A 25,478-nucleotide genomic window follows, 5' to 3' on the forward strand; every position below is an offset into this window, starting at 1 on the left:
AATTTTTTAGTGTCCGTTGAAATGGTGAAAAAGCGCAATAAATATAAAGCCCAGGGGTATAAGGATAGCGTAGGCATTTCCCAGCTTTTTTATGAAAGAAGAGTATTTGTTATTGAAGCCTATGGACTGGAACGCAGACTGAAAACCATGCAACAGGTGTAATGTAAGAAAAACAAATGAAATAACATAGGCTCCCGTACGCAGGGGACTATGAAACTTTTCTACGGTTTCATGGTGATAACGGGTAGGATCTTCCGGAAGGAACTCTATGTACTTGTAATTCATTTCAGGAAACCAGAAGTCAATAAAATGCAATATTAAAAAAGCAAGAATGGTTATACCACTCCAAAGCATATTTCTGGACATCCACGTAGAATTGGCAGCCCCGTTAAAACGAGCATATTTAACACTTCTGGCCGAGCGATTGCGAGCCTCCAGAATGAAACCCATCACAAAGTGAAAAACCACTCCAAAAATAAGAACGGGTTGTAAAAGGAACTGCACAAAAGGGTTAGTACCCATAAAATGTGACCACTCATTAAAAGTGTCAGGGCTAAAAACCGAAGTCACATTTATGGTGAAGTGTTGTAAAAGAAAAATTAGCAGGAAAAGGGCCGATAATGCCATCGAAACCTTTCTCGCTATGGAAGAATTTATGATTTTGCTCATTAGTTATTTGATTTGTTACAACAAAATTACTGTACAGACAAGTTATTAACAAACTTTGCAAGTCGTTTTATAATGAATTTAGAATTAATTAAAATAGCAGCCGCAAGATGTTTAAGAATTTATATAAAAACCTTTGATTATGCGTGTATTAGGTTAAACATCTTTTAATGCTGTCCCCTAGCTATTTCTTAATTAATCTCAAAGGCACCACTTTCTTTTAAACCGTTGCCCTCGATTTCCACACGATATTTTCCTTTAGGTAAAAAATAGCTTCCATTAGCAGCTTTGGGTATGGCCGCTTCTTTATTTTTCCTGAGATAGGTTTTTCTCTTTTCCGGGTCAACATCAACCTTATAGGAAATGTAGTTAAAACCTTTGTCGGCTTCAATATCAAAAGAATTGAGAACAAAATCGTTTTCTGTAACTATGTGTACCTTATATGTGCCTGCTTCAGATATATAGGCCCGAAACTGCATTTCGGGAATATAGGCATCGAGCCATTTGCTCCAGGTTTGCCCCCAGCGGGAAGAATACTTAAGGGCCGGCGTTTCAAAGATATGAATGCCTTTTTCCCGTATTTTTGGAGTGAATTTTTGGAGAGGTTCAATATTGGTTACATAAATACTTCTTCCGTGTGTACCCAGTACCAGGTCATTTGCATCGGGTTGTATTTTAATATCATGTACGGCTACATAAGGCAGGTTTTCATGAAAAGCGTGCCATTGCATTCCTCTGTTAAAAGAAACGTATGCACCATTATCGGTCCCTACAAAGAGCAGATCTTCATTTACCGGGTCTTCTACTATTACATTTACCGGAGAATCGGGCAGGTTGTTATGTATAGAGGTCCAGCTGTTCCCATAGTCATCACTCATGAATACGTAGGGCCTGAAATCATCCCAACGATAGCCGTTAAGGGTTACATATACTCTTTCTTTTTTATGAGATGAGGCCACAACTCTGCTTACCCAAAGGTCTTGTGGGAAAGATGTTGAAATAAGCTGCCAGTCACCCCCTGCATTTTTTGATACGTATAAAAGCCCATCGTCACTTCCGGTGTAGAGTAAACCAAATTGAAAAGGCGATTCTGAAATAGTGGTTAATGTTCCGTAAGCAACATTCCCTTTTTTACCACCTGTGGTAAGATCTTTAGAAATAGTGGCCCAGGTATCACCTTTATCCATAGACCTGTGAAGCATATTGCTGCCAAGGTATAATATATCCTGATTGTGAGAGGATAACAAAATAGGGGTCTGCCAGTTAAAACGATATGGGCGTTCTCCTAGTGCATGCTTGGGCTGTATGTATTTTTGCTGGTCTTTGCTCCGGTCCAAACGAAAGTAATTACCAAACTGGAAGCCGGTATATACAATGTTTGTGTTTCTGTTGTCAATTTGTACCTGCATACCATCGCCTCCCATTATGCTTTCCCAGGTATATTTTCCTGATTGGTGCCAGCTACGGTCTTCACGGGCATTGTGAGGCCCTACCCAAACACCATTATCCTGAAGGCCCCCATATACGTGATAAGGTTTTTGATGATCTACGTTAATGTAATAAAACTGGCCTACAGACGGAGAATTGTTCTTGATCCAGGTTTCACCATCGTCATATGAAATATTGACACCTCCGTCATTTCCGTTTATAATATGTCCCGGCTTTTTAGGATTTACCCAGATAGCATGATGGTCGGCATGCACATTTTCCCGGTTTATTGAAGTAAAGGTTTTCCCTCCGTCTTTTGATTTTATGATAGGAACGCCTGCGGTATAAATATGATCTTTGTTATTGGCATCTACCGCAATTTGTGCAAAGTAATAACCATAGCTGTAAAACAGATCGTCTATATACCCTTCGTGTGTTTTTTCCCAGGTACTCCCTCCGTCATCACTTCGATACACTTCTGCTCCGGTTACCGGTGTATCAAAAAGCATGGCATTGGCATCTTCAAGGTATCGTGCCAGGTCTGCCGGCTTTACCGTTCCCCCGCGTACCATAGCCTTTACATTATCTGCACGGTATTTTTCCTGAAAACCATTGGTTTTTAAGTAGGCATTGAGCTTTTTGTCATCCAGTTTTAAAAAACTCTCAACAGACATATTCTTGAAATCATCTTTAGTGAGTTTGGTGTCGTCTTCTTTTTCCTCTTTTTTCTCTCGCAGGTACTGACTGTCGTGAACTGCATAGACGGTGTTTTCATCAAAAACAGCCAGGCCAATTCGCCCGGTCCCTTTTCCGGTAGGGAAACCACTTTCTGAGGTAGAGATGAGTGTCCATGTATCTCCGCCGTTGGTACTTTTGTATATGCCGGAGCCTTTTCCGCTACCTGTAAAATTCCACGCTTTACGGTCTTTTTCCCATGCAGCAGCATATTGTATATTGAAATTGCCGGGAGTAAAGGCAACGTCAATAATTCCGGTAACAGTATCTACATAAAGTGTTTTTTTCCAGGTTTTTCCGCCATCAGACGTTTTATAAATACCGCGATGCTCACTTTCGGAATACAGAGACCCTGTAACGCCTACAATTACTTCATTCACATTATCGGGATTTATAATAATCCGCCCTATATGGTGGGATCCCGGCAGGCCTGCAGGTTCCCAGGTTTTTCCGTTATCAGTAGATTTTAAAAGCCCTATTCCTGCATAAGAAGAGCGGGAAGCATTGTTTTCTCCGGTTCCCAGCCAAATTGTTCTGCTGGGCCAGTGAATAGCAATATCACCTGTATTTTGTGTGGGGGCATCATCAAGAATAGGTGTAAAACTGGTACCGTTATTGGTGGTGTGCCACAACCCGCCTGAGGCGTAGGCTACATAAAACTCTGTAGGGTCTTCCGGATTCACATCCAGGTCCACAACCCTGCCCGACATGACAGTGGGCCCAATATTGTTAAAAGCTACGTTTTTAACTATAGATTGTGCCCTGAGACTTTCACTGCTGGTAATACTGTTTTGTATTTCGGTATCAGTTGAAGCAGGTTGTTGAGCGATCAATATATGGCATGCAGCCATAAAAAAGATCCCTGAAATGTATTTTTTCATGAAGACGGTTATTTAGTGTAGCGGAAATTAGAAAATGTTAAAGGAATGTCAAAACTTTTAAACCAAGTTTAACAAGAATTGGTATTGAAGTTAGTATTTTTGGAAGCCTTTAATGGTAAGGTACATTTTTAACAAGGCATAAAAGAGAAGATCTATTTTCTTTTATAACCCAAATTGTACCTTGTATGCTCTTTACTACACTAAATCGTTATTAGAAGTCATGAAATACCATCCTGTTAACCGTAATCTTTTTATAAAAAACCGGGCTAAATTTATAGCTGGAATGAAACCCGGAAGCCTGGCTGTTTTTAATTCCAATGATGTTTATCCTATTGGAGCCGATAGTACGATGCCTTTTCAGCAGGCAAGAGACCTTTTTTATTTAAGCGGTGTGGACCAGGAAGAAAGTATTCTGGTTCTTTTTCCAGATGCTCTGGATCCTGCACATAGGGAAATACTCTTTTTAAAAGAGACGAATGAACATATTGCGGTCTGGGAAGGCGAGAAGCTTTCAAAAGAACGCGCATTTACCGTAAGCGGTATTAAAACGGTGTACTGGTTAACAGAATTTGAAAAAGTGTTTTTTGATATTATGACGGAGGCCGAAACGGTCTATTTTAATACCAATGAGCACTATCGTCAGTCGGTAGAAACCGAAACACGGGAGGACCGTTTTATCAAATGGTGCAAGAAAAAGTATCCTGCACACAAATGGGAAAAAAGTAGTCCCATTTTGCAGGAAATACGCGGTGTTAAAGAACCTGAGGAGCTTGCACTTATGCAAACGGCCTGTGATATTACAGAAAAAGGGTTTCGCAGGATACTGGGTTTTGTGAAACCGGGCGTATGGGAATATGAAATAGAAGCAGAGTATCTGCATGAGTTTGTTCGAAATCGTTCCAGGGGGTTTGCCTATACACCCATTCTGGCGTCAGGTGCCAATGCTAATGTATTGCATTATATAGAAAATAATCAGTTGTGTAATGATAATGATATGTTATTGATGGATGTGGGAGCAGAATATGCTAATTATGCCAGTGACATGACCCGCACGATCCCAGTTAACGGGAAGTTTACCAAAAGACAAAGGGAGGTATATGATGCGGTTTTGCGGGTAAAAAATGAAGCTACCCGTATGCTGGTACCTGGGAATTTATGGGCAGATTATCATAAAGAAGTGGGTAAGATCATGACTTCTGAGCTTTTAGGCCTGGGGTTACTTGACAAAGCGGATGTAAAAAATGAAAATCCGGAATGGCCGGCCTATAAAAAATACTTTATGCATGGTACCTCTCACCATATAGGTTTGGATACTCATGACTACGGAGCACTAAAAACACCCATGAAAGCTAATATGGTATTTACCGTAGAGCCGGGTATTTATATTCCAGAAGAGAATATGGGCATACGCCTGGAAGATGATGTGGTGATACAAGAAAGTGGAGAACCAATCAACTTGATGAAAAATATACCTATAGAGGCTGATGAGATTGAACATTGCATGCAGCAAAAATAAAGGTCTAAAAAAATAGATCTAATTAAAAACGCCCGAGACGTAAGGTCTGGGCGTTTTTTGGTCTAAAAATATGTGGTTTATTGAATAGTGGCGCTCACATTAAGTGAACCTACATTGCCAATACCGCTAAACTGGTTTTTTACTGCAGCTACGTACCAGTCGCCACCCCACCAGGTTCGGGTTATTTTGAATGACTTTCTTCTACGGGTTTCACTTAAATTAATAAATGTTGTAAACACAGGATCGCAGTTATTGGAAAGAGAAGCCCGGTGAATAATGGCATTGCCTCCCATATTAAGGGTTTTGGTAAACCGCCGTTTTCTCCATTTACCTCTTCTGCGTTTCCAACCTTTTATGTTGGCTTTCAGTGTTTTGTAAAACACAAAGTTCCTTACGGAAACACGCACTTTTAATTTACGGCTCCCGTTGTTTCCGGTTTTGGAAGCTCTTTTCCAGGTTCGGCAGTTACTGGACCAGGTAGATACATTATTTACACTTTTAGAATCGGTTAAAGCATCCGGAATAAAAGTATGTACTTCATTGCCAAGCACAACAGATGCATTTTCATCCAACAGGAGGCGCATAAGATCATCATCTATATAATCATCGGCCGGATCTTTTGAAAGGTCAATATCAATCTCGTCGGTAGCTCTTGCAAGCCATGTATCGGAGAGGGTTTTTACTTTTCTCCAAAGTGTACTAATGGGTATTTTTTGATCGATACATTCCTGCATATTGTGTGCAAACATACCATCGCTCCATAATAACTCTTCAATGCCATTTACAATTTCTTCATCAAGATTGCTATCAAGAGTAATAAGTGAACTTTCATAATGCCTTACAATGGAAGCATCATTTTTAGCATCGGTAAGTAATACATCTATTTGTTTTTCCAGTTCATTCTCAAACTTTTGGTTCACATCTTCTAACTGGCTCATAATATTTTGCAGATCTTCTACAGACCTGAAAACCAAACGCCCGTTATCTATTCGTAAACCGGAAAGATCAACCCGGTTGCAAAGAGTGGACTGAAAAGAGGATAGTTGAGATAAGGAAAGTGAATAGCTGCTGTAAAACCCCGGTCTTGAAGAAAGGAATTTAACATCAGGATCAGGTTCTATGCTCCCGGTAAATCGGTTTTCTTCAAAAGTCGGTTCTTCCTGATCATTAGAGCAGCTCCATATAAGGAAAAGTGCAAGCAGATAAAGGGTCATTAGGGAAACAGGTTTTCCCCATTGTTTTGAAAAAGTTTTTAAGGTTATTTTCATAATAAAGCTTTTTAGTTACTTATAAAAGTAAGAAAATATAACTTAAAAAGTAGATAAAAAGTGAATAATTATTATAAAACCTTAGGGTCTTTGTTTTTTTACATTAGAAGGTGTTTTTGGGGCAGGGGTTACCAACATGTCTGCAAATGCACTGGCAATAGGCATACCGGTCATTTCTTCCATCCATAACCATTGCCCGTTTGGGTTTATCTCAAAAAAGTACCATTCGCCGCAGGGAGTCACTCCAAAGTCAAAAGTGGCATACTGAAGTTGAAAATACTGCATCATTTTGCGGCATCCCCGGGCAATTTTTTCGGGCAGTTCCATACAGGTATATGCTGCATTGTTAGTATTTTCATGTTTTTTGCTAATGGGACTAGAATTTTTGTTATGTGCTGTTTTGCAGGCAAAAAAGCGTTTGCCTATCGCGGCTATTTTTACAGTATATGCTTTAGTAATAAATTCCTGAAAAATACAGGGACTGTACCACAGGTTGTCCAGTTGCTTTAAAAAGTCATCGTCAACCTCTTGTGTAAAAACACTGGTAAATGTACCATCGTGATCTAAAATGGGTTTTCCCAGGCTTTTCGCAATAATTTGAGGATATTTTTGCCGAAATGCCAGGAGGCTGCTTCTGTTGGAGGTAATTAATGTAGGAGGTATTTTGAATTCGCTGTGTGAAACGGCCACTCTTAGTTGCATTGGTTTATACGATGCATTTCGGTTACTCTCGGGAGAATTGTACCAATGGTTACAAAATGCACGAAGGCTGCCTTTAAAAGCTTCTTTGAATTCATTTTGTGCAAATTTGAGGTAGCCGCCTTTTAGTTCAAACATAAGATTGGGTTCAAAGCTAAGGCGGTTCCACACGGCCCCTATATTTGAGTACTCTTTGCTTCCTATTTGTAATATTTTTTTTTCGAAATCGGTAGTGATCGTGAGCCCTGGCAAGGCTGACTGATCAAACAGTACATAGGGAACCCCCAGTACATTAAGCTTTTGGGCCACTGTTTGATAATGGGCATCTGTAATTGCAGAAATTATGACTATGGGAGTTTGCATAATTTTAAAAAGATTTTGAAAGGAAAAATGGCCTTTCTAGGCCATTTTTATGAGTTTTAAAAATCGGCATCCATTTCTGCTGCCAGATCGGGGTATTGCGCGGCCCCTGTAAATTCAAAAAGCCGGTACCGGGTGGCACGAATGCTCCAGTCAAAATCACGTTCTTTAACCTCTTTAGGAAGTACTACCTGAAAGTGTGCCAGTGTTGGTTTTTTTTCTTCAGTCATTGTTAATAGTTTTTTGGTTGCTTAATAGTTACGATAATATAATATCCCGGGTACTTCATTGACAGCCTGAATATTATATGTTAGTTTTTGAATGAACGAAGGGGAAGGGGGGTAGTAATTCACAAGTGAAATTTAAAAAGAAATGACTTACAAAAAAAACCTCTTCGATCTAAACAGTTTTTTTAACGTTGAATGGTAATAAAAACCGTATAATTTTGGAAGAAGCATCTTTTTGTCTTATAAAAAGTTATGTTCCAGGTCGTTTCATAAGATTTGAAACAATAAACATAACGATTGATGGTATGAGCCATCCCAAATAATAAGTACCTAAAGGTAAAAAGGTCTCTATAGGTTTGGCCAGGTCTGCAAACCCAACAGACGAAATGAAATGAGGAATACTAAATATCAACGCAGTTAGGGTAACCAATTTAAAAACTATGGGAGAAGCGTACGCGGGAGGTAGTACATTCAAAAGAATAAGGACAATGGTAACCGGATAGATGAACATAAGCGCCGGAAGTGCGATATCTATAATATAATGTACATCCAATTGCCCCATAAGTACCCCAAGAATACAAGCTAAAACAGCAGTGGCTGTATAGGCTCGTTGCGAGTTTCCCAGCAGGCTCTTCATAAAATCGGCCGTACCTGTAATGATACCTACGGCAGTCGTAAAGCAGGCCAGTGCTACCAGAACACTCAGGAATGCGGTACCATAGCTGCCCAGTGAAGAAAGACTCATTTTGGTAAGCAACTCTGTACGCGATATATCTCCAGGAAATACATCGCTATACAAGGCTCCGGTTAAAATTAGACCGGTATAAATGAGCAAAAGCCCTGCCCCCGCCAGTATGCCGGCCCGGGCTATAAGTTTTTTCTTTTCCTCAAAAGAGTACAATCCTTTTAGCTGTAATGAGATAATAATAACCCCTCCAACTACTACACCACCAATTGCATCAAACGTTTGGTACCCTTCTAGTAACCCGCTTATTAAAGGGACATCAAATTGGGAAAGGCGCATATCACCCGTATTGTTATAAAATCCAATTCCTATAATAAACAATAGAATACCAATAATCATAGGAGTAAGTGCTTTACCCAGAATATCTAATACCTTAGAGCGATTTAAGGCGAATAGGAGAACCAAAGCAAAATAAACACTGCTGGTGATCAGGGAATGTGTTCCTAAAAAGGGTTCTACCGCCATTTCGTGGGTAACAGAAGCTGTTCTGGGTGCGGGCAGGCTTACAGAGATAAGATAAACCACCAAACAATAGAGTAAACTAAACAAAGGAGACACCTTTTTGGCAAAATCGTACATAGTGCCCTGTAACCGGGCATGTGCCCATATCGCCAGAATGGGTAATACCACACCGGAAAGTGCAAACCCAATACTTACCAAAAACCAGTCGGTACCCCCTTTAAAACCTAATAAAGGAGGAAGTATAAGATTACCGGCACCAAAGAAAAGGGAGAATAGAGCAAACCCAATAATAAAGGTCTCTTTTGTTTTATTCATTCCAACTGTATCTTTGCGAAAGATACTGTAAAATGATTTTAACTCATAAAGGAGTCCGTATTTTTTATACTGATCAGGGTAAGGGCCCTGTGTTGGTTTTATTGCATGGTTTTCTGGAGAACAGTGCTATGTGGGAGCCTTTTATACTCCATTTACAATCTTATAAACGGGTTATTACTATAGACTTTCCGGGACACGGTAACTCTGAAAATATAGCAGGTATTCATACTATGGAGATCATGGCCGGAGCCGTAATATCGGTATTAAATTCCTTAAACATAACCAAGGCTAAGTTTGCAGGACACTCTATGGGAGGGTATGTAGCACTTGCCATAGCCGAGAAGTATGCATCTACAGTAGAGGGTATTTTATTATTGAACTCTACGGCAGGAGCAGACCATCCGGAACGAAAAAAAAACAGAGATCGGGCCATAGCTCTGGCAGAACGTAATATACATAGTTATATAAACGCATCGATCCCTCAGCTTTTTAGCACAAGCTATAAACAAGTTAACTGGGAAGGTGTAGAATATGCAAAAAAAATGGGGTTCACTACTTCCCGGCAGGGTGTGATCGCGGCTATAAAAGGCATGAAAATAAGACCGGACCGGAATAGGGTAGCAGCTCAACTAACCGTACCAAAATATATGGTGGCCGGTAAGGAAGACCCATTACTGGATGCACAAATGCTTCGCAAAGAGGCCGAAAAAAATGGTTTTGAATATATAATACTTGAGGGTGGCCACATGTCTCATCTTGAAGATCAGGCAGCAGTTTTTAGTGTTTTTTCAACATTTTGTTGAAAAGTAGCATACGAAATAGTTGTTAATTACGTTATAATTTTTATATTTAAGAACCAAATCTTAAAATGCCCAAATCATGCAACAAAAACCCAGAAAAGCCCTCTTCTCGGTTGGCAGAATGCTATGCTTTGTTTTCGGACATCGTTTTATAGTAACCAAAAAAGTGACAGCTCATATAAAAGAGTATGAGTGTACATGTTGCGGTACTCAGGTTACTATTGATGTTAAAGGGAACCTCGCTTCGCTTACTCCTCAATTGAGAGAAATTAACGAAACCCTCGCTCATTTGCACCAAAAAAGACGCTCTCACGAGCCGGCAAATTCAGCGGCGTAAAAAATTATTCATTTTTTAAAGCATTCCAACCCCTTGCTTCAAGGGGTATCTTTGTTGATGCCCTGGTAATGAGGTATTGTCCTTCTTCAGGGGGAGTCATATGCCCAATAACCGTAAGGTTGGGGTTAGCTTTTATTTTAGGATAATCTTCCTGCTTTATAGTGAACAATAGTTCATAGTCCTCTCCACCACTTAGAGCCACCGTAGTACTGTTGAGATTGAATTCTTCACAGGTATGGATTACCTGTGGATCTAAAGGCAGTTTCTCCTCATACAAATGGCAGCCGGTGGTGCTGCTCTTACACAGATGAATAATTTCTGAAGACAAGCCATCGCTAATGTCTATCATAGAGGTAGGTATAACTCCCAGTTTTTCAAGAAGCTCAACAATATCTTTTCGGGCTTCCGGTTTAAGCTGTCTTTCTATCAAATAGGTATAATCAGAAAGATCTGGCTGGTTATTTGGATTTACTTTGAAAACCTCTTTTTCCCGTTCAAGAACCTGTAGCCCTAAATAGGCCCCACCCAGATCTCCTGAAACCACCAATAGATCATTTGGCTTTGCACCACTTCGGTATGTAATAGTATTTTCATCTGCTTCACCAACCGCTGTAACCGAGATAATGAGCCCGCGTTGCGATGAGGTAGTATCACCCCCCACCAGATCTACATTGTAAATTTTGCAGGCCAGCAGTACTCCGGCATACAGATCTTCTAAAGCTTCCAGAGGGAAGCGATTGGAAACTGCTATGGATACCGTGATCTGTGTAGGTTGGGCATTCATGGCATAGATATCAGACAGATTAACGATAACGGCTTTATACCCTAAATGCTTTAAGGGCATATAACTCAAATCGAAATGAATGCCCTCTACCAGCATATCAGTGCTTATTATCAATTTTTTATCTGTGGGGTCTATTACGGCTGCATCATCTCCCACCCCTTTAAGTGAAGAAGGGTTGTTAAGCGTTACATTTTTGGTGAGATGTTCAATAAGCCCAAATTCGCCCAGGTCTGCCAAAGGTGTTTTGCCGGGATTTTTATCTTCTATCATGCTGCAAAAATAGAAAATGCTTTTGGGATGGCACGAAAGAGTTTTTATGAGGGGGTATAAAAAATTTACAGAATGTTTTTAAGCTTTAAACACAGCTATTATTTCTTAAAGATATTTCGATAAAAAACTAAGTCACCAACATTCAAAAGAGGGTATTTAATAGATATTTATTAGATACTCGCTATTATCTAATAAGTATCTATAATATAGCTAGTAAACACTTACAAAACAATGTTAAATAACGTTTTTTATATGTAAATAAAAACTTATTTTTTATAGTTTTATCAAAAAGCAATTCTAAAAAAAATGCATAATACAACTATTTCATATACGGTAAATAAATATTTACGCGTATCAGGATTTATTGTAAACAAAGAAGAACTGGAGCTGCAATTACAAAGTCATCCAAATTTTCCTAACCTGATAGCAGTAAGTGACGTATTTCATCATTTCTCTTTACCGCATGCAGCTTTAAAAACAGAAAAAGAGGAAAAAATCTTAAAAGAGTTACCAGATTACTTTTTAGCACATGTGGAGGTACAATCACAACCTCAGTTAGTGCTGGTAGAATAAAATAACTAAGATAGACATCCCAAGTAAAGGATGATCTATCTTAGTTTATTAACTATAAAACCATATACGTTTAAATAATATGTTTAAGAAACATTTTTTTAGCCTTTTAGCTGTTTTACTTCTATTAGGCTGTAACAAAAAGGTAACTAATGATTTTACCTTAACTGTAAACTTAACAAAACCCAGCAAGAATATGGAATATTTGATTTTATCATATTTGGGCGAGCAGGGATATGAAATTGAAGATACTGTGAGCCTAAAAAACCAAAAAGCAGTTTTTAAAGGTAAAATCAACGGTGGAACTTTTGCCTTTTTACGGAGTAATACATCAACCACTTTTACTGATGATCCCAATCATACACATTTTTATCTGCATCCTTCAAAAATGAACATCACTTTAAAAGAGAACGCATTTAAGGAGGGTATATTAAAAGGGTCGGTTTCTCAGAATGATCATACGCAGTTAAAAACACAGCTAAAAGATCTGGAAAACCGTCAACGAGATCTGGTAATGGAGCGTAACCGGTTGTTTAAGGAGATGCAAACTGGAAAGAACCCAAAAGAGGCCCAAAAAGGATTTAATAAAATACTGGAAGATATTAAAGTAGTGCGAGCTCAAATGCAACAGGAAGAGCTGCGATTTATAAAAGACAATCCTGATTCTTATGTAAGTGTATATGAATTGCTTGGACTAGCTAACTCGAATACAATTTCTATGGATGTGATCGAGGAGCTCTATGAGTCTTTAAGTGATAAAGTCAAAAAAAGTACGTATAGTCAACGAATTCTGCAAAATATTGAGAACTACAAACAATCAAGAATAGGAAGTCAGGCAACCAACTTTACGGCACAGGACCCCTCCGGAAAAAGCATTTCTTTAGCTGATTTTAAAGGAAAATATGTGTTATTAGATTTTTGGGCAGACTGGTGCAAGCCCTGTAAAGAGGACCAGCCTCTTATTAAAAAAATGTACAGTGAATATCATAAAGAGGGATTGGAGATTATAGGGATCTCTTATGACAGGAGTAGAGAGGCCTGGTTACAGGCTATTAAGAAAGAAGAACTGGGTAGCTGGCACCATGTTCTTGACGAGTTTAAGAATGTGAACGTAAATACGATAGGTGAGACGTTTAAGGTGAAACCCATTCCGGCCTATATTCTTATAGACCCCAGAGGTGTTATTGCGGGGCGCTATGCCGCTGCCGATGGTAACCGCCAAAACACCCTGGAAGACCTGGAGCAGGATCTAAAAGATATTTTTGAATAAAAAACGTTCGTTTGCGATAATGTTTTAGCAGGGGTTAATCATTCTTGTGATTTGGGTATAAAAATTGCATTTAGAATTGCTGATGTGTAACTACCTGTATATCATAAAGCTCTAATCAAAAGGATAATACAGACAATAGATGGTCAATGCTATCTGAATATTTTGCTTTTATTCATTTACAATTAGAAAAATGAGATACACTCTATATTTTACAATATCAATTTTCTTTTTGGGGAGTAAAGCTTTTTCACAAGTTTATTTTGAATATTATGACATTGTAAATCAGGCAGAAATCGCTTTTTTGGATAACCAATATCACAAAGCGGACTCCCTATACCAAAAGGCATTTTATTTAGTAGATAGGCCATTTAAAGAAGATTATCTATTAGCTGCTCTTAATTCGAATAAGTTAAAAGAATCTGAAAAGACTTTTCATTATTTAATTAATGGAATTAAACAAGGTTTGACCTTAAAGCGTATTAAATCAAAGCGAAAAAAGCTCAGGTATTTTATCAAAGGCAAGCACTATACATTATTAAAAAAGCAGTATAAGCTTCTTAGAGAGGACCATTTGGGAACCCTTAATATTCCTTTGAAAGAAGAAATCGACTTGATGGTAAAAAAAGATCAAAGAGCAAGAATGCCTATTCTTGGAAGTTCAAGACAAATGAAAAAAACAGATATGTTTAACTACGATAGGTTGAAGGAGATTATAAAAGAGAATGGAAATAAATGGCCTGGTTTTTCAACTATAGGAGAAAACACACCGAAAGGAAAGTACAATGTTACTGGAACTATTATCTTGGTGTTACTTCATTTTAATAAAGCCTGGATTGATGAGTTGAAGCCTTATCTTCTAGAGGCTGTTGATGAAGGAGAAATATACCCTTACCAGCTTGCTCGTGTGATAGATTATAAAACAATAAACACAGGTAAATTTTGTATGATTTATGGTACTTATTTTGGTGTAGATATATGCGATTGTAAACAAGCGGAAATAGAACGAAAAAAAGTTGGTTTTGAGCCGATACAAGATTATTATAGAAAAGTAAACGCCGAATATAGCTGTAAAGAATAGTTTGTTATGATTTTAATTATCTCTGAGATGTTGGATGTAAGTACTAACCATGTTCTCGATTGGTTGTTGGCGAAAAAAGTAAAAGTAATTCGAATTAATAAAAATGACTTAAAAATTGAATCTTTTGACAATAAAACCAATGAAACAACTTTTACCTACAAAAACTCCAGAACAATCACTAGTTCCCAAATAAAATCCTTTTGGCATCGTCGTGGTTATGTAGGTTTGGAAATAGATTCAAACTTATTAAGTCAGGATGCGGAACTTCAAAACCAAATCCATTATCATATGTATGGTGAGTGGGAAGAGTTAATTCGCTTTTTAACCAGTAATTTGAAGTGCCAAAAAGAAGTAAAAACAATTGGGTTTTATTCACTAAAAGATAAAAAATTGGATCAATTATATAAAGCCCAAAAATGCAAGCTTAAAGTGCCTAAAACGTTAATAACGACAAGTAAACAAGAATTATTAAATTTCTTTCATAAATCTAATATCGGAATTATAACTAAAGGAATTAGTTCATCTCCTTCTTTCTCGTTTCGAAACCTTTCTCTTGAAGGTTATACGGAAGAAGTATCTGAACAATTTATTAATAACTTGTCTAAAAGCTTTTTTCCAAGTTTTTTTCAGGAGAATATTAAAAAGCAATATGAATTAAGGATATTTTTCTTGAAAAAATCTTTTTATGCAATGGCAATATTTTCTCAAGATAACGAGCAAACAAAGATAGATTTAAGAAAATATGATGATTTAAAACCTAACAAAACCGTGCCATATATACTTCCTGAAATTGTTAAGAAAAAACTTTCTCAATTAATGGAGGATTTAGAGTTAGATACGGGTTCAATAGATATGATAGTTGACGATAATGATGAGTTTTACTTCTTAGAGGTAAATCCTAATGGCCAATTTGGCATGGTATCTACCCCTTGTAATTATTATATAGAAAAAGATATAGCAGAAGTTTTATGATGAGTAAGAAAACTAAATTCTATGGTGGCTTCTCAGAAAAAGAGTTAGCATCATTACCCGTCAATTACAGGCTTTTAACACATTATGAGTTTACTTCAAATATTATTACTTCTAATTCTGACACAAAAAATAAAGGAATAGAGATCGCCGTTTACAATGGTAAAACGCTTTCTTCAGAAAAGCCTGCCTCCCCTATTTCAAAAATTATAGATTTTGACTAAAAAAGTTGTTTTACATAGTAACTGCCTTCTGGTTAAAGGGGCTAATCGTTCCGTAATTTGCGATGTTCAATTACAAACAATACACTATATACCAAATAGTTTATACGATATTTTAGAGAATCACTCGGGAAAATCTTTAGAAGAAATCAAACAAATTTTTGATAATAAGTATGACGATGTGATTGACGAATATTTTAGATTTTTACTAGAGAAAGAATGCGTTTTTTATACTAATACGCCAGAGCGATTTCCTCCAATGAATCTACAATGGCATTATCCTCATAAAATATCTAACGCCATAATTGACTACAATACTTACTCCTCATTCAATATTCATGCTATTTTAGAACAATTGGATCATATTAGATGCAAAAGTATCCAAATTCGTTTTTTCTCTAAGATTGATAAGAGCCTTGTTATTTCGATTTTACAAAAATTAAAAGACATAAAATCCATAATTACTTCGGTGGAGCTCATTGTTAAATCTAGTGATTGGACGGATATAGAAGAAGTAGAAAAGCTTTACTTAAAATTTCCGAGATTAACAGGATTCAATATTCATAGCGCAAATGAAAAGAAAATACTTCCCTTTGGAAATAAATATATTGTTTATACGAACCAAATTATAAACTCTGAGTCCCATTGCGGAATAATTTCTATGAACTATTTTTCTATTAATTTAAAAGCGTTTACAGAATCAAAACACCATAACTCCTGTCTTAATCGTAAAGTTTCTATCGATACAAACGGTGATATCAGAAACTGCCCGTCTATGCCAAAAAGTTTTGGGAATATTAATAATACTTCTATAGAAGAGGCATTAGAGCATGAAGATTTTAAAAAATATTGGAACATAACCAAGGATAAAATAAACATTTGTAAAGATTGCGAATTTCGTTATGTGTGTACCGATTGTAGAGCTTACAAAGAGAATCCTCAAGATGATTACTCCAAACCCCTAAAATGCGGTTATAGTCCTTATACCAATGAATGGGAAAAGTGGAGTCAAAACCCTTTAAAAGATAAAGCAATTAAACATTATGGATTGTTAGAACTGATAGATAATTGAGGACTTGTTTTTTCTTAATTTGTAAACCAAATTCTTAATGGGGGAGCCATCCTGCTTAACAGAGAAGAGCTTATGGATATTAGTGGGGGAGGCAACCCTACAATTTCTCCCATAGGAGGAGATTGTACTGATAGATGTGTATCAGACTGGGATTGTAATGCATATTGTCCAATATGTTTAGATGATGATTTCGGCTCTGGTTGTGTAACTTTTTAATAATAAAGAGTAAAGGCCAAGAAAGCCCGAAGGCTTTCTTGGTTATTTTTTTACAGCTTTCTTAATAATTATATTTTCCATGATGCATTATTTAAAAACATATTGTTTTATACTTCTGTTTACATCTATCCTGTTAACAGGTTGCCATACCCAGAAATCAAATGAGTTTGTTTTAGAGGTTTATCTTGAAGAGGCTCCTAAAGAGGTTACGTATTTAGTTTTACGTTATCACGATTATAATGGAGACTACGTACGTGACACCTTGCCCTTACAGGATTCACGAATTACTTTTACAGGAAAAATAAATGGAGCTGTTTTTGTGTCGCTTCTAAGTAATTTAGGCTCTGCCTGGGTTGAAGACCCGAATCATCTTTCGTTTTTTATAGATCCCGGTAAAACTTCGGTAAGGTTACAATCAAATAATTTTAAAAATGCTAAAATAAAAGCCTCAGCAACGCAAAATCAGTTTTTAGAACTAAATAAGCTGCTAGAGGGAATAACGCAGGAACAGAAAGTATTAGTTAATGAAAGAAATAAACTTATCCAACAAAAATACACTTCTAACAACCCTAAAGAAATAGATGAACGGCTGGAAAAGCTCCATATAAAGCATAATGAAATGCGGGCAAAAAAAACGGATATTGAAATACAATTTATAAGAGACAACCCTGATTCTTATGTAAGTGTATATGAATTGTATGGACGATCTAACTATAATTCAATTCCAATGGATCTGATCGAGGAGCTTTATCAGTCTTTAAGTAATAAAGTCAAAAAAAGTACGTATAGTAAACGAATTCTGCAAAATATTGAGAACTACAAACAATCAAGAATAGGAAGTCAGGCAACTAACTTTACGGCACAGGACCCCTCCGGAAAAAGCATTTCTTTAGCTGATTTTAAAGGAAAATACGTTTTGTTAGACTTTTGGGCAGGTTGGTGCAAGCCTTGTAAGGAAGACCAGCCTCTTATTAAAAAAATGTACAATGAATATCATAAAGAGGGATTAGAAATTATAGGGGTCTCTTATGACAGGAGCAGAGAGGCCTGGTTACAGGCTATTAAGAAAGAAGAACTGGGTAGCTGGCACCATGTTCTGGACGATTTTAAAAATATGAACGTAAATACGATAGGTCAGACGTTTAAAGTAAAACCCATTCCGGCCTATATTCTTATAGACCCCAGAGGTATTATTGCAGGGCGCTATGCCGCTGCCGATGGTAACCGCCAAAACACCCTGGAAGACCTGGAGCAGGATCTAAAAGATATTTTTGAATAAAAAAGCTGCCCGGTTTTACGGGCAGTTTACATATATACATTAAACATATATTACTTTTTGTTGCAATCTTCAGTAAGGTTTGGATCAATTGTCCCGCAGGAGCAGGAGTAATTACAACATGTGTTGGTGTTACCTCCTAGTATTTCCGCTGATTCTGGCTTTGAAAGAAGGGAAATAGCTGTTTTGTTGAGCTGTAATGTTTTTAAAGACTTTTTCATTTTTATAAGATTTTCTAGTTAAAAAAGTAAGATAAAACTTGTTTTTCAAAAATTATTATTAATTTTTTTAATTGTTTGTTAAATAGGAATTCAGGTATTCCGGTACAAAGTATATACATTTGGTGTTAAAAAAACCTTGAAATTACAGAGGTTTCTTATACGGAATTTGGAAAAACTGTGCAGGTTTTCTGCTGTAAGATGCCGTTTTTCTAATTTTTAACTCCGGCTTTTAACCGGTTGGAATCTTCAAATCTGTTTTGTTTTAGCTTTTATCTATAAAGCATAAACAAAAATTATGGGACTATTTGTTATATTAATGTTACAAAGTGCCTAAAATCTCTCCGAATAGACTATTTTTGTGTATTATTTAGAACCAATCTAGTTTAAGTATGATCAAAGTTTCAGAAGAAGCCAAAAGAAAAGTGGTACAGCTTATGACTGACGAAGGCTTTAACGCAGATACCGATTTTGTGCGGGTTGGTGTGAAAAGCGGAGGCTGTTCCGGTTTGTCTTATGAGCTTAAATTCGATAAAACCCAGGCACAGGAAGATAAGTTGTTTGAAGATAACTCTGTAAAAATATTAGTTGATAAGAAAAGCTTTTTATATCTGGTAGGCACCACCCTTGAATATTCGGGAGGCCTTAACGGAAAAGGCTTTGTTTTTAACAACCCTAACGCACAACGCACCTGTGGGTGCGGTGAAAGTTTTTCACTTTAACTTTAAGTCTGCAAGAGAATGTAGTTTTCTCGGGAGATTTCCTGAATGTACAAAACATTCTTTTTGTTTTCCACTAATTTAACACGATGGCATATACAGAAGAAGAATTAAAAAAAGAGTTAGAAACCAAAGAGTACGAGTATGGTTTCTATACCGATATAGAATCGGAGACCTTTCCCAACGGGCTCAATGAAGAAATAGTTCGTGCTATTTCCAAAAAGAAGAATGAGCCCGAATGGATGACTGAATGGCGTCTCGAAGCATTTCGCTCATGGTCTGAAATGAAAGAACCCGAATGGGCAAATGTGAATTATCAAAAACCCGATTTTCAGGGAATATCGTATTATTCGGCCCCTAAGAAAAAAGATAAATACGAAAGCCTTGATGAGGTAGATCCGGAATTGCTGGAGACTTTCAATAAGTTGGGGATCTCTATTGATGAGCAAAAGAAACTGGCGGGAGTAGCCGTTGATATTGTTATGGACTCTGTTTCGGTAGCCACTACCTTTAAAAAGACACTGGCAGAAAAAGGGATCATTTTCTGTTCTATTTCAGAAGCGATACAAGAGCACCCTGAACTGGTGAAAAAATATATAGGTTCTGTTGTTCCGCAGAAAGACAATTTTTATGCGGCCCTTAATTCTGCAGTATTTTCAGACGGGTCGTTTTGCTATATCCCTAAAGGAGTGAGGTGCCCTATGGAGCTTTCAACCTATTTTCGCATTAATCAGGCAGGTACCGGTCAGTTTGAAAGAACCCTGGTAATTGCCGACAAGGGTAGTTATGTAAGTTACCTGGAAGGCTGTACGGCCCCTATGCGTGATGAAAACCAATTGCATGCGGCTGTGGTAGAACTTATAGCACTTGACGATGCCGAGATAAAATACTCAACAGTTCAAAACTGGTATCCCGGAGATAAAGAAGGGAGAGGAGGCGTTTACAATTTTGTTACCAAACGCGGTCTTTGCGAAAAGAATGCCAAAATATCCTGGACCCAGGTAGAAACAGGATCTGCTATTACCTGGAAATACCCTTCCTGTGTGCTTAAAGGCGATAACTCGGTAGGAGAATTTTATTCAATAGCAGTTACTAATAATTTCCAGCAGGCTGATACGGGTACCAAAATGATACATTTAGGGAAGAATACCAAAAGTACCATTATATCCAAAGGTATTTCTGCAGGGCAGTCTCAAAACAGTTACAGAGGTTTGGTACAGGTTAGTGGAAGAGCTGAAAATGCCCGTAATTTTTCACAATGTGATTCCCTTCTTATGGGCAACCGTTGCGGGGCTCATACCTTTCCCTACATTGAGGTCAAAAATAAAACCGCTCAAATAGAGCATGAAGCCACCACTAGTAAAATTGGAGAAGATCAGATATTTTACTGCAATCAGCGGGGTATTGACACCGAAAAGGCCATCGCGCTTATTGTAAATGGTTTCAGTAAAGAGGTTTTAAATAAATTACCCATGGAGTTTGCCGTAGAGGCACAAAAATTATTAGAAATAAGTTTAGAAGGATCAGTAGGTTAAACAGAGAATAGAGAGTTATGTTAAAAATCAAGAATTTACACGCTTCCATTGAAGATAAAGAAATATTAAAAGGTATTAACCTTGAGGTGAAGCCCGGAGAGATACATGCTATTATGGGGCCTAATGGGTCTGGTAAAAGTACATTATCATCTGTTATTGCCGGAAAAGAAGAATACGAAGTAACTTCAGGCGAAATATTGTTTGAAGGAGAAGATATAGGTGAACTTGCTCCCGAAGAAAGGGCACACAAAGGTATTTTCCTTTCATTTCAATACCCTGTGGAAATACCCGGGGTTAGTGTTACCAATTTTGTGAAAACGGCGATCAATGAAACCCGCAAAGCTCAGGGGCTTGAAGAAATGCCGGCAAATAAAATGCTTAAGAAGCTCAGAGAAAAATCAGAGTTGCTGGAAATAGACCGTAAGTTTCTTTCCAGATCTTTAAATGAAGGATTTTCCGGAGGAGAGAAGAAGCGTAATGAAATATTTCAAATGGCTATGCTTGAACCCAAACTGGCTATACTGGATGAAACCGATTCAGGACTGGATATCGATGCGCTTCGTATTGTAGCAAACGGGGTAAATAAGCTGAGAAATCAGGACAATGCTGTAGTAGTAATCACCCACTACCAGCGTTTACTGGAGTATATTGTTCCGGATTATGTACATGTATTGCATGACGGCAAGATCGTAAAATCTGGCACGAAAGAACTGGCTCTTCAATTAGAAGAAAAGGGATATGACTGGATCAAGCAGGAAGTAGAAACCGTGTAAGCTGTAAAAAAGAAAATGGAACTTAAAGAAAAACTGGTATCGTCGTTCCTGGCCTTTCAGGAAACCATAGACCTGGATTCCCGGGTGCATGACATACGATCAGAAGCAATAAAAGTATTTGAAGAAAAAGGATTCCCTTCTAAAAGAGAAGAGGCCTGGAAATATACTTCACTTAATACGTTACTCAAAAATGACTATAGTGTTTTTCCAAAAAAGGAATCTGCACTGGAGTTCAAAGATGTTAAAAAGTATTTCATTCACGATATAGATTCGTATAAAATTGTATTTGTGGATGGTGTTTACAGTTCATACCTTTCTGAAACTACCCATGAAGGTCTGGATGTGTGCCTTATGAGTGCCGCACTCACCAAACCTAAATATCAAATGGTTGTAGATGCGTATTTTAACAAGATCGCCAAGAAAGACGAAAGCCTTACTTCACTTAATACAGCATTTTGCAGAGAAGGGGCCTATATTTACATCCCCAAGAACAAAGTAGTTGAAAAACCTATTCAAATACTCAATTTTGCTACCGGTAACGAAGCAGCACTTATGTTGCAACCGCGTAACCTCATTGTAGTAGGTGAAAATGCACATGTACAGATCATTGAGCGCCATCAGAGCCTTACAGAGAATGCTATACTTACGAATTCTGTAACCGAAATATTTGCCAATAAGAGAGCTATTGTTGATTACTATAAGATACAGAACGATTTGCCTACCGCGTCTCTTATAGATCACACATACATCTCACAACAGAGGAACAGTCATGCCCGTGTACATACGTTTTCTTTTGGAGGCAATATTACACGTAATAACCTAAACTTTTATCAGAAAGATGAGCATATTGATTCTACGCTTAAAGGTATTACGATCATAGGTAAAAAACAGCATGTGGACCACCATACACTGGTGCACCATGCAGAGCCTAACTGTGAAAGTCATCAGGATTACAAAGGTATTTACGCCGATCGAAGCACCGGGGTATTTAACGGTAAGGTAATAGTAGAGAAGGAAGCCCAAAAAACCAATGCATTCCAGCAAAATAATAATTTGTTGATAGACAACAATGCATCGGTAAACACAAAACCGCAACTGGAGATCTTTGCAGATGATGTGAAATGTTCTCATGGTTGTACCATTGGACAGCTTGATGAAGACGCGCTGTTTTACCTGCGTTCAAGAGGTATTCCGGAAAAAGAAGCAAGAGGGCTGCTTATGTACGCTTTTGCCAATAATGTTTTGGAAAGTGTTAAAATACCCGAAGTGAAAAGCAGAATTAAAAAGCAGATTGCTCTTAAATTAGGTGTTACTCTTGGTTTTGACCTGTAACGGGTTCTTTTACGCTTAAAAGAACTTCTTTAAGGAACTGATTAAAATCGAGTCCCGTAAGTCCGAAACGCACGACAACCATATCATGAGACGGTATAATGAATACCCGCTGTCCCTGAAATCCATCGGCATAAAAAACATCACGGGGTACATCAGGCATAGCGCCGCCGGCGTTCAACCAAAAGTGTGCCCCGTATTCTTTTTGTGAGTTAGGAGCAGGAGTTGCCGTATAATCTATCCATTCGGGAGTTATGATTTGCTCACCGTCCCACATGCCCCGATTAAGATAAAGTAATCCGTATCGGGCCCAGTCGCGGGTTGTACCCCAGGCATAGGAAGAGCCTACGTAATTTCCAGACATATCGGTTTCCACGAGCATAGAGTGCATACCTATCTTGTCAATCAAAGCTTTATAGGGAAAATCAAGATATTCCTGATGGGTATCAAATTGTGATCTAAGAATACCGGATAGAAGATTGGAGGTGCCAGACGAGTAGTTCCAGACTGTACCTGGAGGGGCTATTGCTTCTTTTTCTCTTTGGGAACGAGACATGTCTTCTTCAAGAAATAGCATTCTGGTAACATCAGAAATGCTTTCATAGTCTTCATCCCACTCCAGTCCGCTGTTCATTTGCAATAGGTCACTTAAAGTAATAGCAGCGCGTTCATCTAATGCCCATTCAGCAACCGGGGCGGGATCATCAATAGTAAGAGCGCCTTGTTTTTGCAGGATACCGTATAGTGTGCTAAGAATACTTTTAGTCATAGACCAGCCTAAAAACAGGGAGTTTTGGTCAAAACCGGCGGCATATTCTTCGGCAATGATATGATTTTTATAGAGAATGAGTATAGCTCTGGTTTTTAAAAGGTTTTCGTCCCGCTTGTCAAATGCGCTTTCAATGGCGTTTTGCAAGGCAGTGTAATCTATAGTATTGAAAATACTGTCTTTGGCTGCCGCTGCTCCGTAAGGATATGGCAGGGTATCATGAACGGATAAAGTTCTTACAGGTTTTAAATAGGGAGCGTTTACATCAAAACGGTCATTAATAAGCACACTGCCAGTTCCCTCCCTAAAAATAGCAGTACGCTTCATAAGCCCGAAAACAGTGGCAGATGCTGATTTCTCTTTGAGATCTACAGCATCGTCTGCCAGGCTTACGAGGCCAAAATTGTTATCGGTAGAATCTGTAAATTCAGCGCAGCGGTGTGCTACAAAAACCGAAGAACTCATGTTCTTGGCAGAATATCCGGTAATAATGGTAAGCTTAGGATATTGAAAAGCAATGATAATGATAACAATAAACAGAATAAGAAAAAGAGACCTTTTAAGAAGCTTCATGAAATACAGATTAAAGAAAATCAGTTCAAATATACCAAAATTGCCCTGGTATGGAGAAACTTTGTATCAGGTAAATCCTTTTAGAATTACCTGTATAGCCAAGTAAATAGTTAGTAAATTTGTAAATACATTTAAAAGATATATTCTTTATGTTGGATGTTGATAAAATAAGGCAGGATTTTCCCATTTTAAAACGCAAGGTAAACGGGAATCCACTCGTATATTTTGATAATGCAGCTACATCGCAAACACCCACTCAGGTTATCGATGTTATTGTTGATTACTACAGTAACTACAACGCTAATATTCACAGGGGTGTGCATACACTTTCCCAGGAAGCGACAGATGCGTATGAGGGAGCACGAATGAAAATACAAAAGCATTTTAATGCCGCCCAACCCTACGAGATTATTTTTACTTCCGGAACTACACACGGTATAAACCTGGTGGCTAACGGGTTCTCTTCCTTTCTCAAAAGAGGAGATGAGGTAATTGTTTCTGCATTAGAGCATCATTCTAATATTGTACCCTGGCAGATGCTTTGCGAAAAAACAGGGGCTGTGCTTAAAGTAATCCCTATGAATGATGAGGGAGCGCTGGAGATAGAAGCATATGAGCAGTTATTATCGGAAAAAACACAATTGGTTTTCTGTAACCATATTTCCAATGCATTGGGGACCATTAACCCCGTTAAGCATATTATAGACAAAGCCCATACGGTGGGAGCCGCTGTACTTATTGATGGCGCCCAGGCAGCACCCCATATAAAAGCAGATGTTCAGGAACTGGATGTTGATTTTTATGTGGTTTCTGCTCATAAAATGTGTGGGCCTACCGGTATTGGTATGTTATACGGGAAAGAGTCATGGCTCCGTAAACTCCCCCCTTACCAGGGAGGAGGTGAAATGATTGCCGAGGTAACTTTTGAAAAAACCACCTATGCCGATCTGCCTCATAAGTTTGAAGCAGGTACTCCCAATGTGTGTGGAGGGATCGCTTTTGGTGCCGCCATAGATTATATGAATGCTATCGGGTTTGACAAGATAGCTGCCTACGAACATGAACTGCTGGCTTATGCTACACAGAAGCTTCAGGCCATAAAGGGGTTAAAGATCTATGGTACCGCACCTGAAAAAACTTCGGTAATCTCATTCAACCTTGAAGGTATTCATCCGTATGATGTAGGTACCATTGTAGATAAGTTAGGCGTTGCTGTCAGAACAGGGCATCATTGCGCACAGCCTATTATGGATTACTACCGCATACCGGGCACTATACGGGCGAGTCTTGCTTTTTATAATACGTATGATGAAATTGATACTTTAGTAGCTGCCATAAAAAAAGCAAAGCAAATGCTTACTTAGGTATTAGTTGCGATATTTCCTCATTATTTTTAA

At 38.0% G+C, this 25,478-nt stretch carries 23 protein-coding genes; 15 read left to right on the forward strand and 8 right to left on the reverse strand.

The annotated features are described in order from the left end of the window. Positions 1-6: 6 nt before the first annotated feature. Together WAO84_RS05760 and WAO84_RS05765 are read right to left on the reverse strand one after the other, a co-directional pair. Positions 7-669 (reverse strand): succinate dehydrogenase cytochrome b subunit, encoded by a 663-nt coding sequence (locus WAO84_RS05760; RefSeq protein WP_340064332.1) that lies wholly within the window; start codon positions 667-669, stop codon positions 7-9. 188 nt (positions 670-857) lie between these two features. Then, positions 858-3,710: a WD40/YVTN/BNR-like repeat-containing protein gene (locus tag WAO84_RS05765; RefSeq protein ID WP_340064333.1), complete on the reverse strand. Its 2,853-nt coding sequence runs from the start codon at positions 3,708-3,710 to the stop codon at positions 858-860. 220 nt (positions 3,711-3,930) lie between these two features. On the opposite strand from WAO84_RS05765, the gene WAO84_RS05770 reads away from it, so the two are divergent. Next, the gene (locus WAO84_RS05770) at positions 3,931-5,226 is read left to right on the forward strand and encodes an aminopeptidase P family protein (RefSeq protein ID WP_340064335.1); all 1,296 of its coding nucleotides are present in this window, start codon (positions 3,931-3,933) and stop codon (positions 5,224-5,226) included. Between the two features lie 77 nt (positions 5,227-5,303). Here WAO84_RS05770 and WAO84_RS05775 read toward each other — a convergent pair whose 3' ends face one another. From WAO84_RS05775 to brnQ, 4 genes are all read right to left on the reverse strand, one after another. After that, positions 5,304-6,494, reverse strand: a complete 1,191-nt coding sequence (locus tag WAO84_RS05775; RefSeq protein ID WP_340064336.1) for a hypothetical protein — start codon at positions 6,492-6,494, stop codon at positions 5,304-5,306. A gap of 81 nt (positions 6,495-6,575) precedes the next feature. Beyond that, positions 6,576-7,556 (reverse strand): MvdC/MvdD family ATP grasp protein, encoded by a 981-nt coding sequence (locus tag WAO84_RS05780; RefSeq protein WP_340064338.1) that lies wholly within the window; start codon positions 7,554-7,556, stop codon positions 6,576-6,578. Positions 7,557-7,612: 56 nt separating this feature from the next. Next, positions 7,613-7,783: a hypothetical protein gene (locus WAO84_RS05785; RefSeq protein WP_340064340.1), complete on the reverse strand. Its 171-nt coding sequence runs from the start codon at positions 7,781-7,783 to the stop codon at positions 7,613-7,615. A gap of 247 nt (positions 7,784-8,030) precedes the next feature. Further along, a complete protein-coding gene (brnQ, locus tag WAO84_RS05790) occupies positions 8,031-9,302 on the reverse strand; it encodes a branched-chain amino acid transport system II carrier protein (RefSeq protein ID WP_340064341.1) in 1,272 nt (423 codons plus the stop codon). Positions 9,303-9,334: 32 nt separating this feature from the next. Here brnQ and WAO84_RS05795 point away from each other — a divergent pair, with 32 nt between their 5' ends. Both WAO84_RS05795 and WAO84_RS05800 read left to right on the forward strand, forming a co-directional pair. Further along, the gene (locus WAO84_RS05795) at positions 9,335-10,105 is read left to right on the forward strand and encodes an alpha/beta fold hydrolase (RefSeq protein ID WP_340064342.1); all 771 of its coding nucleotides are present in this window, start codon (positions 9,335-9,337) and stop codon (positions 10,103-10,105) included. 76 nt (positions 10,106-10,181) lie between these two features. Further along, entirely contained in the window at positions 10,182-10,439 is a 258-nt protein-coding gene (locus WAO84_RS05800) for a hypothetical protein (RefSeq protein ID WP_340064343.1), read from the forward strand. Positions 10,440-10,443: 4 nt separating this feature from the next. Here the strand turns inward: WAO84_RS05800 and thiL are convergent, their stop codons facing one another. Beyond that, positions 10,444-11,493, reverse strand: coding sequence for a thiamine-phosphate kinase (gene thiL, locus WAO84_RS05805; RefSeq protein WP_340064344.1), 1,050 nt, complete (start codon positions 11,491-11,493; stop codon positions 10,444-10,446). A gap of 306 nt (positions 11,494-11,799) precedes the next feature. Between thiL and WAO84_RS05810 the strand changes: the two genes are divergently transcribed. The 11 genes from WAO84_RS05810 to sufD all read left to right on the forward strand — a co-directional run bounded on the left by WAO84_RS05810 (position 11,800) and on the right by sufD (position 22,742). After that, on the forward strand, positions 11,800-12,066 hold the full coding sequence (locus tag WAO84_RS05810) for a hypothetical protein (protein ID WP_340064346.1): 267 nt from the start codon (positions 11,800-11,802) through the stop codon (positions 12,064-12,066). A 79-nt stretch (positions 12,067-12,145) separates the two neighbouring features. Next, positions 12,146-13,333 (forward strand): redoxin domain-containing protein, encoded by a 1,188-nt coding sequence (locus WAO84_RS05815; RefSeq protein ID WP_340064348.1) that lies wholly within the window; start codon positions 12,146-12,148, stop codon positions 13,331-13,333. Between the two features lie 190 nt (positions 13,334-13,523). Further along, positions 13,524-14,411: a hypothetical protein gene (locus tag WAO84_RS05820; RefSeq protein ID WP_340064349.1), complete on the forward strand. Its 888-nt coding sequence runs from the start codon at positions 13,524-13,526 to the stop codon at positions 14,409-14,411. 6 nt (positions 14,412-14,417) lie between these two features. Continuing rightward, a complete protein-coding gene (gene gwsG / locus WAO84_RS05825) occupies positions 14,418-15,383 on the forward strand; it encodes a grasp-with-spasm system ATP-grasp peptide maturase (protein WP_340064350.1) in 966 nt (321 codons plus the stop codon). Beyond that, positions 15,380-15,604 (forward strand): hypothetical protein, encoded by a 225-nt coding sequence (locus WAO84_RS05830; protein WP_340064351.1) that lies wholly within the window; start codon positions 15,380-15,382, stop codon positions 15,602-15,604. The genes gwsG and WAO84_RS05830 overlap by 4 nt, the downstream gene beginning before the upstream one ends. Then, complete coding sequence (gene gwsS, locus WAO84_RS05835; protein WP_340064352.1) at positions 15,597-16,673, forward strand: grasp-with-spasm system SPASM domain peptide maturase; 1,077 nt, start codon at positions 15,597-15,599, stop codon at positions 16,671-16,673. The genes WAO84_RS05830 and gwsS overlap by 8 nt, the downstream gene beginning before the upstream one ends. A 295-nt stretch (positions 16,674-16,968) precedes the next feature. Next, entirely contained in the window at positions 16,969-18,168 is a 1,200-nt protein-coding gene (locus WAO84_RS05840) for a redoxin domain-containing protein (RefSeq protein WP_340064353.1), read from the forward strand. A 607-nt stretch (positions 18,169-18,775) separates the two neighbouring features. After that, positions 18,776-19,105: a HesB/IscA family protein gene (locus WAO84_RS05845; RefSeq protein WP_340064354.1), complete on the forward strand. Its 330-nt coding sequence runs from the start codon at positions 18,776-18,778 to the stop codon at positions 19,103-19,105. An 86-nt stretch (positions 19,106-19,191) separates the two neighbouring features. Next, positions 19,192-20,637 carry a Fe-S cluster assembly protein SufB gene (sufB, locus tag WAO84_RS05850; protein WP_340064355.1) on the forward strand — a complete coding sequence of 482 codons (1,446 nt, stop codon included), beginning with the start codon at positions 19,192-19,194 and terminating at the stop codon, positions 20,635-20,637. A gap of 17 nt (positions 20,638-20,654) precedes the next feature. Next, positions 20,655-21,410: a Fe-S cluster assembly ATPase SufC gene (sufC, locus tag WAO84_RS05855; RefSeq protein ID WP_340064356.1), complete on the forward strand. Its 756-nt coding sequence runs from the start codon at positions 20,655-20,657 to the stop codon at positions 21,408-21,410. 15 nt (positions 21,411-21,425) lie between these two features. Continuing rightward, positions 21,426-22,742, forward strand: a complete 1,317-nt coding sequence (sufD, locus tag WAO84_RS05860) for a Fe-S cluster assembly protein SufD (protein ID WP_340064357.1) — start codon at positions 21,426-21,428, stop codon at positions 22,740-22,742. On the opposite strand, the gene WAO84_RS05865 is transcribed toward sufD, so the two are convergent. After that, positions 22,720-24,081, reverse strand: a complete 1,362-nt coding sequence (locus tag WAO84_RS05865; RefSeq protein WP_340064358.1) for a serine hydrolase domain-containing protein — start codon at positions 24,079-24,081, stop codon at positions 22,720-22,722. The genes sufD and WAO84_RS05865 overlap by 23 nt on opposite strands. Positions 24,082-24,230: 149 nt before the next feature. Between WAO84_RS05865 and WAO84_RS05870 the strand changes: the two genes are divergently transcribed. Continuing rightward, positions 24,231-25,445, forward strand: coding sequence for an aminotransferase class V-fold PLP-dependent enzyme (locus WAO84_RS05870; RefSeq protein ID WP_340064359.1), 1,215 nt, complete (start codon positions 24,231-24,233; stop codon positions 25,443-25,445). Positions 25,446-25,478: the final 33 nt, after the last annotated feature.

The organism is Ascidiimonas aurantiaca, assembly GCF_037646345.1.
GTDB classification, from domain to species: domain Bacteria; phylum Bacteroidota; class Bacteroidia; order Flavobacteriales; family Flavobacteriaceae; genus Ascidiimonas; species Ascidiimonas aurantiaca.